The 15,472-nt window shown below is 52.4% G+C and carries 12 protein-coding genes; 6 read left to right on the forward strand and 6 right to left on the reverse strand.

Annotated elements, in window-relative coordinates:
• Positions 1–45: 45 nt before the first annotated feature.
• Positions 46–1,125, reverse strand: coding sequence for a nicotinate-nucleotide--dimethylbenzimidazole phosphoribosyltransferase (gene cobT / locus ACKU4E_RS10185; RefSeq protein ID WP_320170966.1), 1,080 nt, complete (start codon positions 1,123–1,125; stop codon positions 46–48).
• 76 nt (positions 1,126–1,201) lie between these two features.
• On the opposite strand from cobT, the gene ACKU4E_RS10190 reads away from it, so the two are divergent.
• Positions 1,202–2,053 carry a WcbI family polysaccharide biosynthesis putative acetyltransferase gene (locus ACKU4E_RS10190; RefSeq protein ID WP_320170967.1) on the forward strand — a complete coding sequence of 284 codons (852 nt, stop codon included), beginning with the start codon at positions 1,202–1,204 and terminating at the stop codon, positions 2,051–2,053.
• A gap of 12 nt (positions 2,054–2,065) precedes the next feature.
• Here the strand turns inward: ACKU4E_RS10190 and ACKU4E_RS10195 are convergent, their stop codons facing one another.
• The 3 genes from ACKU4E_RS10195 to pyrR are packed head-to-tail and all read right to left on the reverse strand — an operon-like array spanning position 2,066 to position 3,792.
• Positions 2,066–2,662: a hypothetical protein gene (locus tag ACKU4E_RS10195; protein WP_320170968.1), complete on the reverse strand. Its 597-nt coding sequence runs from the start codon at positions 2,660–2,662 to the stop codon at positions 2,066–2,068.
• Entirely contained in the window at positions 2,659–3,216 is a 558-nt protein-coding gene (thrB, locus tag ACKU4E_RS10200) for a homoserine kinase (protein ID WP_320170969.1), read from the reverse strand. The genes ACKU4E_RS10195 and thrB overlap by 4 nt, the downstream gene beginning before the upstream one ends.
• Before the next feature lie 39 nt (positions 3,217–3,255).
• A complete protein-coding gene (gene pyrR, locus ACKU4E_RS10205; RefSeq protein WP_320170970.1) occupies positions 3,256–3,792 on the reverse strand; it encodes a bifunctional pyr operon transcriptional regulator/uracil phosphoribosyltransferase PyrR in 537 nt (178 codons plus the stop codon).
• Between the two features lie 132 nt (positions 3,793–3,924).
• Between pyrR and ACKU4E_RS10210 the strand changes: the two genes are divergently transcribed.
• Together ACKU4E_RS10210 and ACKU4E_RS10215 are read left to right on the forward strand one after the other, a co-directional pair.
• The gene (locus ACKU4E_RS10210; RefSeq protein WP_320170971.1) at positions 3,925–6,411 is read left to right on the forward strand and encodes a heavy metal translocating P-type ATPase; all 2,487 of its coding nucleotides are present in this window, start codon (positions 3,925–3,927) and stop codon (positions 6,409–6,411) included.
• A gap of 2 nt (positions 6,412–6,413) precedes the next feature.
• Entirely contained in the window at positions 6,414–7,322 is a 909-nt protein-coding gene (locus ACKU4E_RS10215; protein ID WP_320170972.1) for an arginase family protein, read from the forward strand.
• 126 nt (positions 7,323–7,448) lie between these two features.
• On the opposite strand, the gene ACKU4E_RS10220 is transcribed toward ACKU4E_RS10215, so the two are convergent.
• Both ACKU4E_RS10220 and ACKU4E_RS10225 read right to left on the reverse strand, forming a co-directional pair.
• On the reverse strand, positions 7,449–7,877 hold the full coding sequence (locus ACKU4E_RS10220) for a hypothetical protein (protein WP_320170973.1): 429 nt from the start codon (positions 7,875–7,877) through the stop codon (positions 7,449–7,451).
• A 115-nt stretch (positions 7,878–7,992) separates the two neighbouring features.
• Complete coding sequence (locus tag ACKU4E_RS10225; RefSeq protein ID WP_320170974.1) at positions 7,993–9,072, reverse strand: OmpA family protein; 1,080 nt, start codon at positions 9,070–9,072, stop codon at positions 7,993–7,995.
• A 976-nt stretch (positions 9,073–10,048) separates the two neighbouring features.
• Between ACKU4E_RS10225 and rfaD the strand changes: the two genes are divergently transcribed.
• The 3 genes from rfaD (at position 10,049) to mutL (ending at position 15,446) form a co-directional block, all read left to right on the forward strand.
• Positions 10,049–11,026: an ADP-glyceromanno-heptose 6-epimerase gene (gene rfaD, locus ACKU4E_RS10230; RefSeq protein WP_320170975.1), complete on the forward strand. Its 978-nt coding sequence runs from the start codon at positions 10,049–10,051 to the stop codon at positions 11,024–11,026.
• A 45-nt stretch (positions 11,027–11,071) separates the two neighbouring features.
• Entirely contained in the window at positions 11,072–13,387 is a 2,316-nt protein-coding gene (locus ACKU4E_RS10235) for an LPS assembly protein LptD (protein WP_320170976.1), read from the forward strand.
• A gap of 154 nt (positions 13,388–13,541) precedes the next feature.
• A complete protein-coding gene (gene mutL / locus ACKU4E_RS10240; RefSeq protein ID WP_320170977.1) occupies positions 13,542–15,446 on the forward strand; it encodes a DNA mismatch repair endonuclease MutL in 1,905 nt (634 codons plus the stop codon).
• Positions 15,447–15,472 lie beyond the last annotated feature (26 nt).

The raw sequence follows: 15,472 nt of genomic DNA on the forward strand, positions 1-15,472 counted from the left end.
ATTTGCAATCTGTAAAAAACATTGTCTAATTTACAATATGACTGATCAGCAGCTGGAAGCAACCCCTGCGTCTGAAAATGTCGCCATCTGATTGTATATATTCGCGGCAGCACGAAGCATAAAAACGGAAAGAGCTGCTCCGGAACCTTCACCCAATCGAAGGCCGAGATGCAGCAGCGGTCTGCGGCCAAGCGCTTCCACTACCTTTGCGTAGCCCGGCTCCGCAGAAGCATGCGAAAGGACGCAGTATCCGCCCACAGCCGGACATATCAGGGACGCTGCGGCATACGCGGCGGTAGAGATGAAACCATCGATGCAGACGATCTGGCGGTTTGCCGCCCCGCCGAGGATAAGACCTGCCAGTGCGGCAATTTCATATCCTCCCAATGCGGCCAGTATACTCAGAGGATCACCGCCCCCTACAGCCTCGGAATTGGCCTGCAGAGCCGAACGGACCACCCCGGTCTTGCGGATGACTCCGGCGGCGTCTATTCCACCTCCCGGACCGGTTATGTCTGCCGGATCAAGGCCGAAATAGGCGCAGTAAAGCGCGGTGGACGGCGTGGTGTTTGAAACCCCCATCTCCCCGGTTCCCAGAGTTTTTATGCCCTGTTCATACGCCTCGTCCGCTAATCCGATTCCCATGAAGACAGCCCGCAGGCAGTCCTCTTCATTCATGGCCGGACCTTTGGCGATATTTCCGGTTCCGCAACCTATTCTGCGCTGAATAAGCTGCGGGTGCTCCGGGAAATCTCCACCGATGCATCCGGCATCGACAACCACAAGGTCCACCCCGGCCGTCTGTGCCAGCACATTTATACCGGCTCCGCCGGCCAGAAAATTTTCCACCATCTGCCGGGTGACTTCCTGCGGAAAAAAACTCACGTTTTCCGCATTCACCCCATGGTCACCGGCGATAGTATAAATGCGTGCGGGATCAGCCTGCGGTGCGCATCCGCCGGAAGCCACAAACATTTTCACCGCCAGATCCTCAAGCCGGCCAAGGCTGCCCAGCGGCTTGGTGAGATTGTCCAGATGCGCGCGGGCCGCGACTTCAAGTTCACTGTCCGCTTCCTGAATCCGTTTTGTGAAACGGACCAGATTCTCTCTTGTAAAATCAACCATATAGATATCCCGAAACGGCCCATCAGCCGGAATGTGTTGAGAACCGGTGGCCGTGTATGTTAAACCGACAGCTGAAATGAAAAAGAAAACATGTCTGATCCACGCCAATTGTCAGGGCGAACCGCTGGAAGAACTGCTGCTGCTCAGCCCCGACTTCAAAAGCCGATACGAAATAAAACGCTTCACCAACTACCTGCGGGAACCTATCCCGGATGAACTGCTCGCAGGCTGCGACCTTTTCCTCTACCAGTATCTGGGTGAAAACTGGGGAACACTCGGTTCAGGTTCGCTGTGTTCAAGGCTGAAATCCTCGGCGCGGTCCATAGCTTTTCCTTCCATGTTCTTCAAAACCTACTGGCCCCTGTGGACCAATACCCCCGGATTCGACTATCGGGATATTTTTCTTGAATCCCTCATTGAACGGGAACTCACGGAATCGCAGATTCTTCATCTCTACCTCAACACCAGGCTGGACAGAATCTACAACTTCAAGGAACTCACAGCCGAATCCGAAGCCCACGAAAAACATAAGGAGACGTTCACGCCGATCAAATATGTGGACCTTATCCATTCGCTATTCAGGCAGAAACGACTCTTCAATACCGTAAACCATCCGCGCCGCGAACTTATGATTCACACGGCCGACAGCATCCTTGAAATGATCGGCCTGCCCCGGCTGGAGAGCGAAACATCCGACCGGTTCCCGCAGACATTCCCGGACTTCGAACTGCCCATTCATCCGCAGGTAGCCGAACACCTTGGACTGGAATTCGGCGGTCGCGAAGACAGGTATCATGTTTACGGGGCTGATCTTACATTGGAAGAATACGTAATACGATACATCAAATGCCGCCTTGAAGGCATCACGGATTTCATAGGATTTCTATGTGCGGCTGCTGAAAGAGAATCCTGCCGAAGCACAGACTGATAAGATCTCCGGCTAACGGTTCAGATCAGGCGGCCCCATTACAATCATTTCCGCCAGGGTGAAATCAACTTTCGGCAGAGTGCGTATCTTGTTTCCAAGCAGTCCCATTTCAAGCCCGACCAGCTCTCTGTAGAGTGGGGTCCTGTCGATGACCGGGACATTCTCCATGCCTGAGGTCAGTTCCTGACACTTGAAACAGCCGGGGAACGAAAGGCGGCGCCCATTGGGCTGGAGCAGGGTATTGACCACCCCGTGCATGCGACAGATCATGAGACGGTGTTTATACACGCCGCAAAGTCCGTTATCATTCAGGGGACACATTATCTTCGGGCGCATTCCGCTTTCAAGCATGGCTTTGGCATTACGGACGTAATCTTCGGAGCGTTCTATGTATTCCCTGCGTTTGGCTTCGGGCAGTTTGTCGAGTCCCTGCCAGAGGTACAGCCACTCTACATAAGTATGGTGCTGAAAGTAACTGGTGCAGCAGTTGTCTTCACATCCTTCACATGAAAGACCGATCTTGGCGGAGGTTTCCGCATAGGCCGAAGCCATGCGGTCGTAAAGAGCGTCCAGTTTACGGAACACGGCCTGTCTGGTCATTTTCTTCATCTCATATCCTCAGGAATTTTCCCTTCTTTTGATTTCAGCCAGCGGTGGACCTGCCCGGCGCATTCCTCCGGAGTAAACCTGTCCGTATCCACAACAAAATCAGCATACTTTTCATAAAGCGGCATGCGTTCCATAAATAAATCTTCTATGGTCTGACCGGGCATCCGGGCCAGTCCGCGACCGACCCCGCCACCGACCCGTGCAAGGCAGGTTTCCTTGTCGATGCGCAAAAATATTACCGGGCCGAGGCTCTTCATCCTTTCCATGGCCGCAGGGCCGTAGACCACGCTGCCCCCGGTGGAAACAACCGTGCGGACCACGCCCAGACTGGAAAGGATATAATCTTCAGCCTTGCGGAAATCAGGTACGCCAAGCAGGTCGACAATATCCTGCAACGGGCGCCCGTAATAGGCTTCCACCACCAGATCTGTATCAATATGCCCCCACCCAAGCTTTTCGGCCAGAAGCGGCGCAAGGGTAGATTTTCCTGCTCCGGCCATGCCTATGAGGATAACCGAGCACCCTTCGGAAAATTCAGAATTCCATTCTTCCATATAAATTTCGTCTCCGTCAGCACCGGAAGTACTAACCGGCTATGCCTGGATTATTACAACCTTGTCTTTCTCGTCCCGCTCGCTGACCAGCACGTTTACATGCTGATTTTCAAACGTCTTCACTTCCTTGCCGACATAATCAGCCCGGATTGGCAGTTCCCGATGTCCGCGGTCGACCAGCACCAGCAGTTCCACTCTGCGGGGACGGCCGAAATCAAGAACAGCCTCAAGCGCAGCGCGTACCGTGCGCCCGGAAAAAAGAACATCATCCACAAGAATCACGGACGCGGATTCAATATCGAACGGAATTTCTGTGCAGTTGATGCTCGGCTGACGGGTAAGGTTGGTCCAGTCGTCACGGTAAAGGTTGATATCAAGTTTACCCAAAGGTATCTTTCTGCCCAGACGTTCATCAAGAATCTCCTTCAAACGCTGGGCAAGGTCGGCGCCGCGACGCTGAATGCCGATGATAACAAGATGCTCATCATCCCCCCTGCGCTCGGTTATCTCCGAAGCCAGACGGTCCAGCGTACGGGCCATGTCCTTTGCCGTAAGGATGATCTTCTGTTCCTGCATTGCAAACCGCTCCTAAAAGAGGTTGATTCTTATTCTCAAAACTGTTCATATCTCGCCAGAGGCTTCCTGCCGGAAGTAGCTATAAAAAATGTAACCGGGCAATGCAAGCTCCCGTAAGACAAGGATACACCAATGGACGCAAAATTCGATATAATCGGCATGACCTGCTCCGCCTGTTCTGCTCGTCTGGAGAGAGTAATCGGCAATATGGACGGGGTGGAAAAGGCTGCGATAAATCTGGCGGCCGAAACCCTGAATGTCGGATTCGACCCTGAAAAGACCACAACCGCAGAGATAATCGCCACGGTGCAGATGGCCGGATTCGGGGCCGAGGAAAAAGCGCAGGGGTCGGAACTCACGCTGCCGATTTCCGGCATGACCTGCTCGGCCTGCTCTTCGCGCCTGGAAAGGGTTCTGAATGCACAGGACGGAATCATGCTTGCCGGGGTAAGTCTGGCCTCGGAAACCGCAACTATCAAATTTGATTCAAGCAAAACATCGCTTAGAGAAATACGCAAAATAATCAGTGATGTAGGTTTTGAATCCGGGGAAGTCCAGACCTCCGGTAACGCCAAGAAAGCCTTTGATGACCGCAAGGCCGCTAACGAGCAGATGCTGGAGGTTAAAAAGGGAAACCTTCTGTATGCGCTGGCCTTCACAGTTCCCCTGCTGATCATAACCATGGGTCATATGGTCGGAATGCCCCTGCCCGCAGTGATTAACCCGCATACATCCCCCGCCGGGTTCGCTCTGATCCAACTGGCCCTGACCCTGCCGGTTCTGTGGTTCGGACGGGATTTCTATCTGCACGGCTTTCCCAACCTGCTGCGCGGTGCGCCTAACATGGATTCCCTTATAGCCGTGGGAACTTCCGCCGCTTTCATCTATTCACTATGGAATCTGATCGAAATCCTTCTGGGCATCAACCCGCAGGCCAAGGCCATGGACCTGTATTTCGAATCGGCAGCTACTATCATCGCTCTTATCTCGCTGGGCAAATTTCAGGAAGCCCGGGCCAAATCCCGCACATCCGAAGCCATTGAGAAGCTCATGGACCTTACTCCGGCCCAGGCCATCCTGCTGCTTGATGGAGAACAGATTTCGACCCCGGTGGAAGAGATCGGTCCCGGAGATACTATTCTGGTACGCCCCGGTGACCGCATAGCAGCCGACGGCAAAGTAAGCGAGGGGCACTCTGAGGTGGATGAATCCATGCTCACCGGCGAAAGCATGCCCGTATCCAAATCAAAAGGCGATGATGTGGCCGGGGGAACGGTCAATACCGGGGGAGGAGCGCTGAAGGTTCGGGTGGTCAATGTAGGAGAAAACACGGTCCTTTCCCGCATAATCAGACTGGTTCAGGAGGCGCAGGGGTCCAAGGCCCCTATTTCAAGCCTTGCCGATACGGTCAGCTTTTATTTTGTCCCCGCTGTAATGGCCGCAGGCATAGTCGCTGCGCTTGGCTGGTTTTTCCTGAGCGATGAACCGTTTTCCTTCGCACTGCGCATTTTCATCAGTGTCATGGTCATTGCCTGCCCCTGCGCCATGGGACTGGCCACGCCGACGGCCATCATGGTCGGGACCGGACGCGGAGCCCAGCTCGGTGTGCTGGTGAAATCCGGAGAGGCTCTTGAAACTGCAGGAAAAATCGACACGATAATTTTCGACAAAACCGGAACCCTGACCTACGGCAGGCCGGAGCTCTCGGACATATTTCTGGTCGGAGGACAGGATCGAACGGAACTGATTCTGCTTGCGGGGTCCGCGGAGCAGCAGTCCGAGCATCCTCTGGCGCGGGCCGTGGTAAACGCAGCCAAAGAATTGGCCCTTCCCCTCCCGGAGACCAAAGCCTTTCACGCCGTATCCGGTCTGGGCATAACAGCAGATACTGCCGGTGAAGACCTGCTTCTTGGCAACCGCAGATTTCTGGAAGAAAATTCCTGCACCGGTCTTGATGAGCCCGCAGCGCTTGAAGCTGCGCAGAAATTCGCCGAATCTGGGCAGAGCCCCCTGTACATTGCCCGGAACGGAAAACTTGCCGGGATATTGGCCATTGCAGACCGCATTAAGGACGAGTCACCGGAAACAATACGCAGGCTGCACAAACTCGGAGTAAGGACGGTTATGCTGACCGGTGATAACGAGCGTGTTGCCAGCTCCATTGCCGCCAGTGCAGGGATCGACGAAGTCATTGCGCAGGTAATGCCGGAAAGCAAAGCGGCCGAAGTAAACCGCAAAAAAGAAAACGGACACAAGGTTGCCATGGTCGGGGACGGCATCAACGATGCTCCGGCACTGGCCTCGGCAGATTTGGGTATAGCAATGGGAACCGGAATTGATGTTGCCATAGAATCCGGAGATGTTGTATTGATGAAGGGGAATCTGAGCGGGGTACTCACTGCGTTGCAGCTTAGTCGGGCCACCGTGCGCAACATCAAGCAGAATCTGTTCTGGGCCTTTGCATTCAACGTGCTGGGTATTCCCGTGGCAGCAGGACTGCTGCATATCTTCGGAGGGCCCACACTTTCGCCCATGTTTGCGGCAGCGGCCATGTCGCTCAGTTCCGTTACCGTGGTAAGCAACGCTTTGAGGCTGAAATTGTTTAAACCGGAAGACTGAATTTGGAGAAAAAAGACCTGACACTTGTTTTTCCCCAGTGGCAGGGCTCCATCGACAACATTGCCTTGTACGATGGAGCCCTGGAACTGGCTGGAAAAATTACGGGACTGCCAGCCCTGCGAAAAGTGAATGTGCCCCCGTACTACGAGCTTGAAAAAGGCAGCGGGATAGTCGGAAAAGAGGATATAGTAAGACAGCTTATTGAAGCCCGCAGCATTCTGGAAAAGGATGATCCGGACCGGATTCTGCTGCTCGGCGGGGATTGTTCCACGGAGGCTGCTCCGGTTTCCTGGCTGAACAGAAAATTCGGAAACGACCTTGCGCTGGTCTGGTTTGATGCCCATCCGGACCTCAATAATCCGCGTTCATCAATCTCCGGCCGTTTTCAGGGAATGGCCCTTGCCGCCCTGCTGGGACAGACAGGCCGGGAACTGGACGAAGCCATGTGCGGCAGCATAAAAAGCGGTCAGATTTTCTGCGCCGGACAGCAGATATTCGATCCGCATGAGATGGATGTTCTGACAAAAGAAAAAATTCGTATTTTCAGTCCCGGAGAGTTGGAGATAGACCCGTCATGGCTTGCAAAACAAATCCGCAGGTCAGGCTTCGGCAGAGTGTACATTCATCTGGATGTTGACGCTGTCAATCCCATGGGATTTCCCCATGGCAAAAAGACACTCCCGGCAGGCATCTCGTTCAACCACCTGCTCGCGATGATTGAATACATGGATGATAACCTGGAGATATGCGGTCTAGGTATAACCGAATTCCATCCGGGAAGTGAGCGGGGAATAAAAAAAGCAGAGCAGCTTATCCGCAAAACCCTTAACAACTTTATCAAGTCCGAATCGGACCGGCCAGATAGACACTCCCGGGAAAACATGAGTTCAGTTTTACCGGCCGGGCAATAACATTAAGCAACAGATAAGAACGATTTATATTACAGGTCAGAATGTTCTGTTATGCCCATCCATCCGTAACACCCCACCCCGCGAGAAATGCAGGGCTATATTCTGCCCTGCACCATCAGTGATAAATCAGCGCCAGCCTTTTCCCGTATTACTGAAAATTTCCGTAATCCGAATATTCTTAACGGGTTTAAATTGCTTGCTACGGGCAATCTGAGGGGTTTCCCCCGTGCTTTCATAAATGGTTTCAATGTACTTCAGCAGTCCCACCATGCCCTTTTTCTTTGAGCTTGTTTTCTTCACCTTGCAGGAAATGCTGACCGGATCAATATGATGATAGCGGGCCAGATACTGCCCGTCCGGAAGCAGAACTATTTCCATATTGTGAAAGCCCTTGATGTGGCTCCTGTTGAGTTTATTAACCCAGGTTGCTGCAAAGACCCTGAACTCGTCCTGTTCGGACTGAGAGGCCATCGGTGACTGGCTGGCTGCAAACGCGGCCGAAGCAAGGAAAAGAGTAAGAAAAAGTGCTGCGGACAACTTGTAAACAGATTTCATAAATTTCTCCGGATCAAAAATCGGGTGGAAGGATACCCCTTCCACCCGATCAATACGCCTGATTTATCTCCAATACAAGACTGGTAAGGGAGATTTAGCAGGAGCCGACAATTGGCTAATCCTGTACGTCTATTTCAACCCTGCGGTTCAGCTTGCGGCCTTCCTTGGTGTTGTTGTCGTACTTGGGATTTTCCTCGCCGTATCCTTTGACCACGAGGCGGTCGGCAGCAACACCGTTGCCAGCCAGCCAGTCGGCTACGGATTTGGCTCTGCGTTCGGACAGTCCCTGGTTGTATGCAGCAGGACCGGTGGAGTCGGTGTGTCCGCCAACCAGTACCTTGAGGTTGGGGTAGTCTTCAAGGAGGGCTGCTGCTTCGGTAAGAGCCGGGATCATTTCATCGGTGATCTGGTACTTGTCGAAACCGAAGTTGAAGTTACGGAAAACTATCTTTTCCTGAACCGGTACGGGAACAGGAACAACTTCCGTGACCTGCTCAACAACTTCTACGATGAGTTCTTCTTCCTGAGTGTAGAATACGTCCTGAGCGAATTTGTCCAGCACGGCCTTGTCGGCAAGGTCGGATGCATCGACATAAACACCGCAGGGAGTCAGGGAAGCAAGACGCTTGAGGGTGGAAACACCCTTGGGAGTATCGGCAACGCTGATTACATGCAGACAGAAACGGTCACCGTATTTCTTGGCCATGTCTGCAACCACAACGGCAGGGCTTCTGCCGGAGTTGGCGAGCCCGTCGGAAACAAAGATAACAGCAAACTTGCCGTCCCAGTTTTTGAGAACACCGTCAAGATCAGCAAATCCGCTGCCCATGGGTGTTGACTGGAAAAAGCCCAGATCGGAGGGCACAGCAGAAATCCCCCTGGCCATGGCGGCACGGCTGAAGGTGGATTTGGGTGCATAGGTAGCGAAATCCGGCATGGTGTAAAGAGCCGACTGGTATCCCAGTTCGGGTACTACAGCGTTAAGCTTTTTCATGGCGTTGAGAGCAGCTACAATCTTGGGATTGCCCGTTGATTTGTAGGATTGAGCCATGGAAGGGGAAGTATCTACAAAATACGCGAAAGCATCTACTTTGGGTTTAAGGACGACTCTAGTCTCAGCGGAAGCCATCGAGCCTAAGGCCATAAACGCGACCAGCGTGAGCGCCAGCACTGAAAACATTTTTTTGCCAAACATATGGTAGTTCCTCCATTCTGCAGGGTTAACGGTTTCAAATAATTTGGTGTTCTTATCAAATTAAGGGATTAACACCCTGTAATCAACATCTTTATAACAATTTACAGGTAGATTCACTGATTAATTTCTGCAACACAGTATTTTTCGAGCATAATTTTCAGCACGTTGCGATCAGCGACGATCATCCCCCGGAGAGTATGAGCCTTCACACACAGCGAATCTGATCTCCAGACAGCATCCGTAACCGGACGCGGGAAATCAAAAAGGCCGACCAACCGGAATCTGTACTCCTTGTATCTCCCCGAAAATGACCCAAGGGAAGAATATTTTTTTACGGAGCAATCCGCCCACCTCCGACAACCGTTATTGATACCGCAAAAGCGGAAGCCTTACACACAACCGCAAAACATACTGTAAAAAAAGTCTAGATAAAACCAAGAACATCAACAAATGATAATCTAAAATAACATGCAATCAAAAACAATCAAGTGTAAAGATGGAAAATAACACAAAGTTATGCAAAGATATTTTTATTTAGCTGACAAAGGAACATCTACTCCTCAACTTAACACATATTCATATTTACGCTACAGCGTAATTTAAACCCTCAAAAAACAAATTTTGCAATGCAAAACAAAGAGCATGACAAAAAACGACAATGTATTTTACATCGACACAGACACATAAACAAACAAAGATGAACAGTTCCGCTCGCAGCCTTATTTCATTCAAGAACAGCTGAAACACGGGAAGAACCTCCATTCAGGGCTTCAGATCTTGCAAGCCATGATTTTACCCTCCTCCAATCAATTCTGTATTATTTGATTGTTTTTCTGTTAAAAACACCAGTCCAATCCTGTTTATGGGATAATTGCAGTTGAAAAGTATCTGAAAAATAAGTAACATCCGGCAACTTGAACTATGCAGTACCCGAACTGATAATTATATCTGCCTAAAAAAGCAGGAGATTTTATATATGTATATAGTTACTGGCGGAGCCGGTTTCATCGGCAGTGCCATGGTCTGGAAATTGAACCAGATGGGCATCGACAATATTCTCATTGTCGACAATCTGGCATCGACTGAAAAATGGAAAAATCTGGTCAACCTGCGCTACGAGGACTACGTCCACAGGAACCAGTTCTATAAACTGATTCTCGAAGGCGATGACCCTTTTGAAACGGATGCCGTTATACATATGGGCGCATGTTCCTCCACCACGGAACTTGATGCCGATTTCCTGATGGAAAACAACTATCGCTACACGCAGATGCTCTGCCGTTTCTGCCTCAACCATGACGTCAGATTTATAAACGCATCCAGCGCCGCCACCTACGGTGACGGCAAGTTCGGGTTCAACGATGATCATGACGGGATTGACCAGCTAAAGCCCATGAACATGTACGGGTATTCCAAACAGCTTTTCGACCTCTGGGCAAAACGGGGCGGTGTTCTGGACAGACTCGTCAGCCTCAAATTCTTCAATGTCTTCGGCCCCAACGAATATCACAAAGGCGACATGAAAAGCGTCATCTGCAAAGCGCACAAACAGATCGGCGAAACCGGGGAAATGAAACTTTTCAAGTCCTACAAACCGGAATACCCCCACGGCGGACAGAGACGCGATTTTGTCTACGTAAAGGACTGCGTGGACGTAATGTGGTGGTTCCTTGAAAATCCCGACAAGAACGGAATCTTCAACATCGGCACAGGACAGGCCCGGGAATGGAACGAACTGGCCCGTGCGGTTTTCGCGGCCATGGGCGTGGAACCGGACATCAGCTACATCGAGATGCCGGAATCTATCAGGGACAAATACCAGTATTTCACTCAGGCGAACATGAACAAGCTGGTGGCTGCAGGTTACGACAAACCGTTCACACCGCTTGAAGATGCGGCAAAGGACTACGTGCAGAACTATCTGGCCAAGGAAGACCCCTACCTCAAAAGCTAGGCGGCTCCGATCAAACCGAATTCAAATTTTCAAAGGCGGGTTGTTTTGAAATCCAGATTTGTCATATACGCGATCCTTCTGCTCCTGCTGTTGCCCTGCCCGGTGCTGGCGCAGCAACAGATTGATGTGCCCACGACCAATGGAAAGGGAGAGGCACGCAAGGGAGAGGAGTGGAAATTTTCCGCGGACAAGCTGGTTGTGGAAAACGACAGCGAATACATGCAGGCGCGGGGGAACGTCACCCTTCGCAGCGGCGAGAACTACATTAAAGCCGATTTCGCGCGCTTCTACCGGGCCACCAACTGGATTTACCTGCGCGGCAATGTGAAAGCCCAGATCAAAGGGGACTTCTACGACGCTCAGGAAGCGGAATTCGACCTCAACAACATGGTCGGCTGGCTCAAGAAGGGCCGTGTGTTCGTTGCCAAACCGCACGTCTTCTTTGAAAGCGAATTCATAGAGAAACATAACGGAGCCACATACAGCTTCAAGGACGCCAAGGTCACCACCTGCAGCGGAGACAACCCGCTCTGGTCATTCGAGTCCGGCGAAGGCGACATTACCATCAACGGTTATGCCCGTCTCTGGCATTCCAAGTTCAACGTCAAGGGCGTGCCGGTCATGTACACACCGTACATGGAACTCCCGGTTGCCCGTGAACGGCAGTCCGGCATTCTGACCCCGGAAGTCGGAACAACCGACAGACTCGGCGGTCAGGTGAACATCCCCTATTACTGGGCCATAAACGATGAAATGGATGTCACCTTCTTCGGCGAATATCTCACCAAACGGGGCTTCAGACCGGGCATTGACTTTCGCCACGCAGAAGACGCCAACTCCAAGGGACAGTGGCGCGCCGACTGGCTCTATGACAGCAAGGCATATGACAACACAGCCGATGCCGACAACGCATTTCAGGGAGACGGACTGATACGCCCGAACCACAACAGGTGGTGGGTCCGTTCAAAATACACAGGGTATCTCGGCAATCCCGACTGGCAGACAATTTTCGACATGGACCTGGTTTCCGACCAGGACTACCTGCGCGAATACCGTACCGGCATAAACGGCTACGAACAGACCCGCGAAGCATTCCTCTCCAAATTCGGACGCGACATAGCAACCGTTGACGCAACAACAAGGACAAGTACCGCCCTGGTCGCCAGAAGCTGGGAAAATTACTCCATTTCCGGCATGGCCCAGTACAACGAGAACCTGCTCTACAGAAACGATAACAACCCGGCCAGCAAGGACCCGACCCTGCAGAAACTTCCGCAGCTCAATGCCTATGCGTTCAAAAGCAGTGTTTTCGGCACTCCGCTGGAATGGCAGGGAGAATTTCAGGGCAACTACTTCTGGCGTGAATACGGAACCACCGGCGGACGCTTCGACATACGCCCGGAACTGTCCATGCCGATTAAGGCTGCGGGAATAACCTTTATTCCCCGTGCGGGATTCAGGGCCACATCCTACCTTGTGGACTCCTTTCAGAACGCCAGCGAGGATGTAAGCAGAGACACTACCCAGGCCCGTTTTCTGGCCGATGCAGGCGTAAGTGCCGTAACGGATTTTTACAGGGTCTTCGAACTCGGTTCCGCACCTGCGGTAACAAGGGAAAACGTGGGCAAAAGCAGCTGGACCAGAATGAAACACAACTTCATCCCCCGGCTCGAATATTCCTGGATACAGGATGATTCAAGTTCGCAGTCCAAACTGCCCTACTTCGATTCACGAGACCGCATCTCGGAACAGAACGACATCGTTTTCTCGCTGACCAACGTGTTCGACCGCAACAAGGGAACCGTAATCATGGGCAAGGACGGCACGCCCGTTCTGGACAGCAGCTATCTTGAATTCCTGAACATACGCCTCGAACAGGGCTACGACATAGACGAAGCCGGCCGAACTTCGGAACTGAGTGAATACGAACGCAGGCCGTTCTCGGATTTGATGGGCGAAGTCATACTCACCCCTTATGACTACGTATCGCTTTCGTCCCGCACCTGGGTTTCCCCCTATCTAGGCGATATTACCGAGCACGAAAACATTTTCAAATTGTTCCACGATTCATACGGCGAAATCAAATTCGGCTACGACTACCTGCGCAAGATTGACGAGTACAAACGCCAGCAGGACAGTGACATGCAGATCATGGAATACGGCCTCAAAGCCAAACTGCCGCTTGGACTTGAAATCGGCGGTCGGTACAGAAACGACCTGAACGCGGACAAAGACCTCGAGAAAACCGTTTCTCTGGGTTGGAACCATCAGTGCTTCTTCCTTGAATTCGTGGGCTCCAAAACAACGGTCGATGAACGTTACAGCGTCAACTTCAACCTGATCAGCATGGGACTGTTCTAGTCCCTCCGAATAGAAAAAAATCTATTTCCAGGGCCCCCGTCTGCACGGTAGACGGGGGCCTTGCCATGTTGTACCTTGAATTCTCGACGACAAATATTCTGCCGGACAATATTCCCCGGCAGCAGCCGATAAACGACATATCAACTCGTAAAAAATGAATAATCGCAAGATACAGGTCCTGCCCCCGGCCCTGCGCAATCAGATTGCAGCCGGAGAGGTGGTGGAACGTCCTTCGAGCGTAGTCAAGGAACTGGTGGAAAACTCCATTGATGCCGGAAGCACTCAGGTGGACGTCATCATCGAACGCGGGGGTCAGGGACTCATAACCGTGCAGGACAACGGCACCGGCATAGAAGCGGATGAACTGAGCCTAGCGGTAACCCGCCATGCCACAAGCAAGATTACCAGCGTGGAGGACCTTTCCGCCATATCCAGCTTCGGTTTCCGAGGCGAAGCGCTGCCCAGCATTGCTTCGGTGTCCAGATTCAAAATGTCCTCCCGCAGAAAAGGCAGCCCCGAGGGGAGCTTCATTCTGGTTGAAGGCGGACAGGTTCTTGATGAAGGCCCGGCTGCAATTCCGGGCGGCACATCCGTTGAAGTCCGTGACCTTTTTTTCAGCGTTCCGGCCAGGCTCAAATTTCTTAAGACCGAATCCACAGAGGCGCGCCGCTGCTACCAGTCCCTTTTCAGAATCAGCCTCGCCAATCTGGATACCGGATTCTCACTTGTATCCAACGGCAAGGAACAATTCCGTCTACCGGCAGGTCAGAGTCTGCAGGAACGCCTTGCGGTATTCTGGCCTCGCAACATCTGCGAATCCATGCTCGATTTTTCCTATGACTCAGGAGAAATGAAAGTCAGCGGATGTGCCGGGATTCCAGGTCTGGCTCAGGCACGAGGGGACCGCATCGTAATGTATGTAAACGGCCGGGCCGTTCAGGACAAACTGCTCCTTAGCGCGATCAGAGGTGCTTACAAAGGCAGGCTCATTTCCCGGGAATATCCGCAGGCGGTGCTTTTCCTTACGGTCGACCCGCACATGGTGGACGTAAACGTCCACCCGGCCAAGATGGAAGTGCGCTTTCAGGAGGAAAGCAGGGTCTTCGGTGTGATCCGCAACGGGATAGCACAGGCGCTCTCCCGCTATGAACTGGGCATAGTGGAGGGGCCGCAAAGCACGGCATCCGGTCCCATTGTTCAGCCCGCCCGGATACGGGAAAAATCACCACGGCAGGAAATAAGTCCGCTGCCCGTTGAACCCGCTGCCAAATTTTCCAGCTGGACAGAATTCAAGAACACAGATTTCTCCGCAACGGAGGATAACGAGCCGAAAAAAACTTTTACTGCGGCCCACCTGCCGACAACGGATTTCACGGAACCGGTCAGTCCGGACCAAAAGCCGGATCAGGGAACGGTTCGGGAAGATTACCCGGACTACCATGCCGAGGAACGCCCGGATTCACCTATACGTGAACATCGCGAGGCTTCGCACGGTCCGCTTATGGTCCCCGGCTCGGCCATCGAATATCTCGGACAGGTTTCGAATACCTACCTTGTTCTCAAGCTCCCCAACGGCTCATTGGGATTGCTGGATCAGCACGCAGCCCACGAGCGGGTCATCTATGAAAACATGCGCAGCCTGCGTACACGCGGCGATTCACGGCTGCTGGCCATTCCCGTGGAACTGGCACTGCATCCGGGAGAAGCCCGCAGAGCGCAGGAAATGTGGGACGACCTGCAGGCAGCAGGGTTCATAATGGAGCTTGAAGGCGGGCAGAACCTCTGCATGCGCGGAATTCCTCCGGGACTTGAAACCGGCGAGGCAAGAGAGTATCTAAGGGCCGCGCTGGACGGCCAGGCCCGGACTCTTGAAGATCTCTGGATCATGCTTTCATGCAAATCCGCAATAAAGGCCAATCAACCCCTTGCGGTAGATGAAGCCCTTTCTCTTCTGGAGACATGGGTCAGATGCCCTCAGCGCGAATACTGCCCCCACGGCAGACCCATCCTGGTCAGCTGGTCGGCTCCGGAAATGGAAAAATTGTTCAAACGCAAGTAATCTTTCAATATCGAACGGTAAATCAT

It is taken from the genome of Maridesulfovibrio sp., from assembly GCF_963677005.1.
In the GTDB taxonomy this organism is placed as follows: Bacteria; Desulfobacterota; Desulfovibrionia; order Desulfovibrionales; family Desulfovibrionaceae; genus Maridesulfovibrio.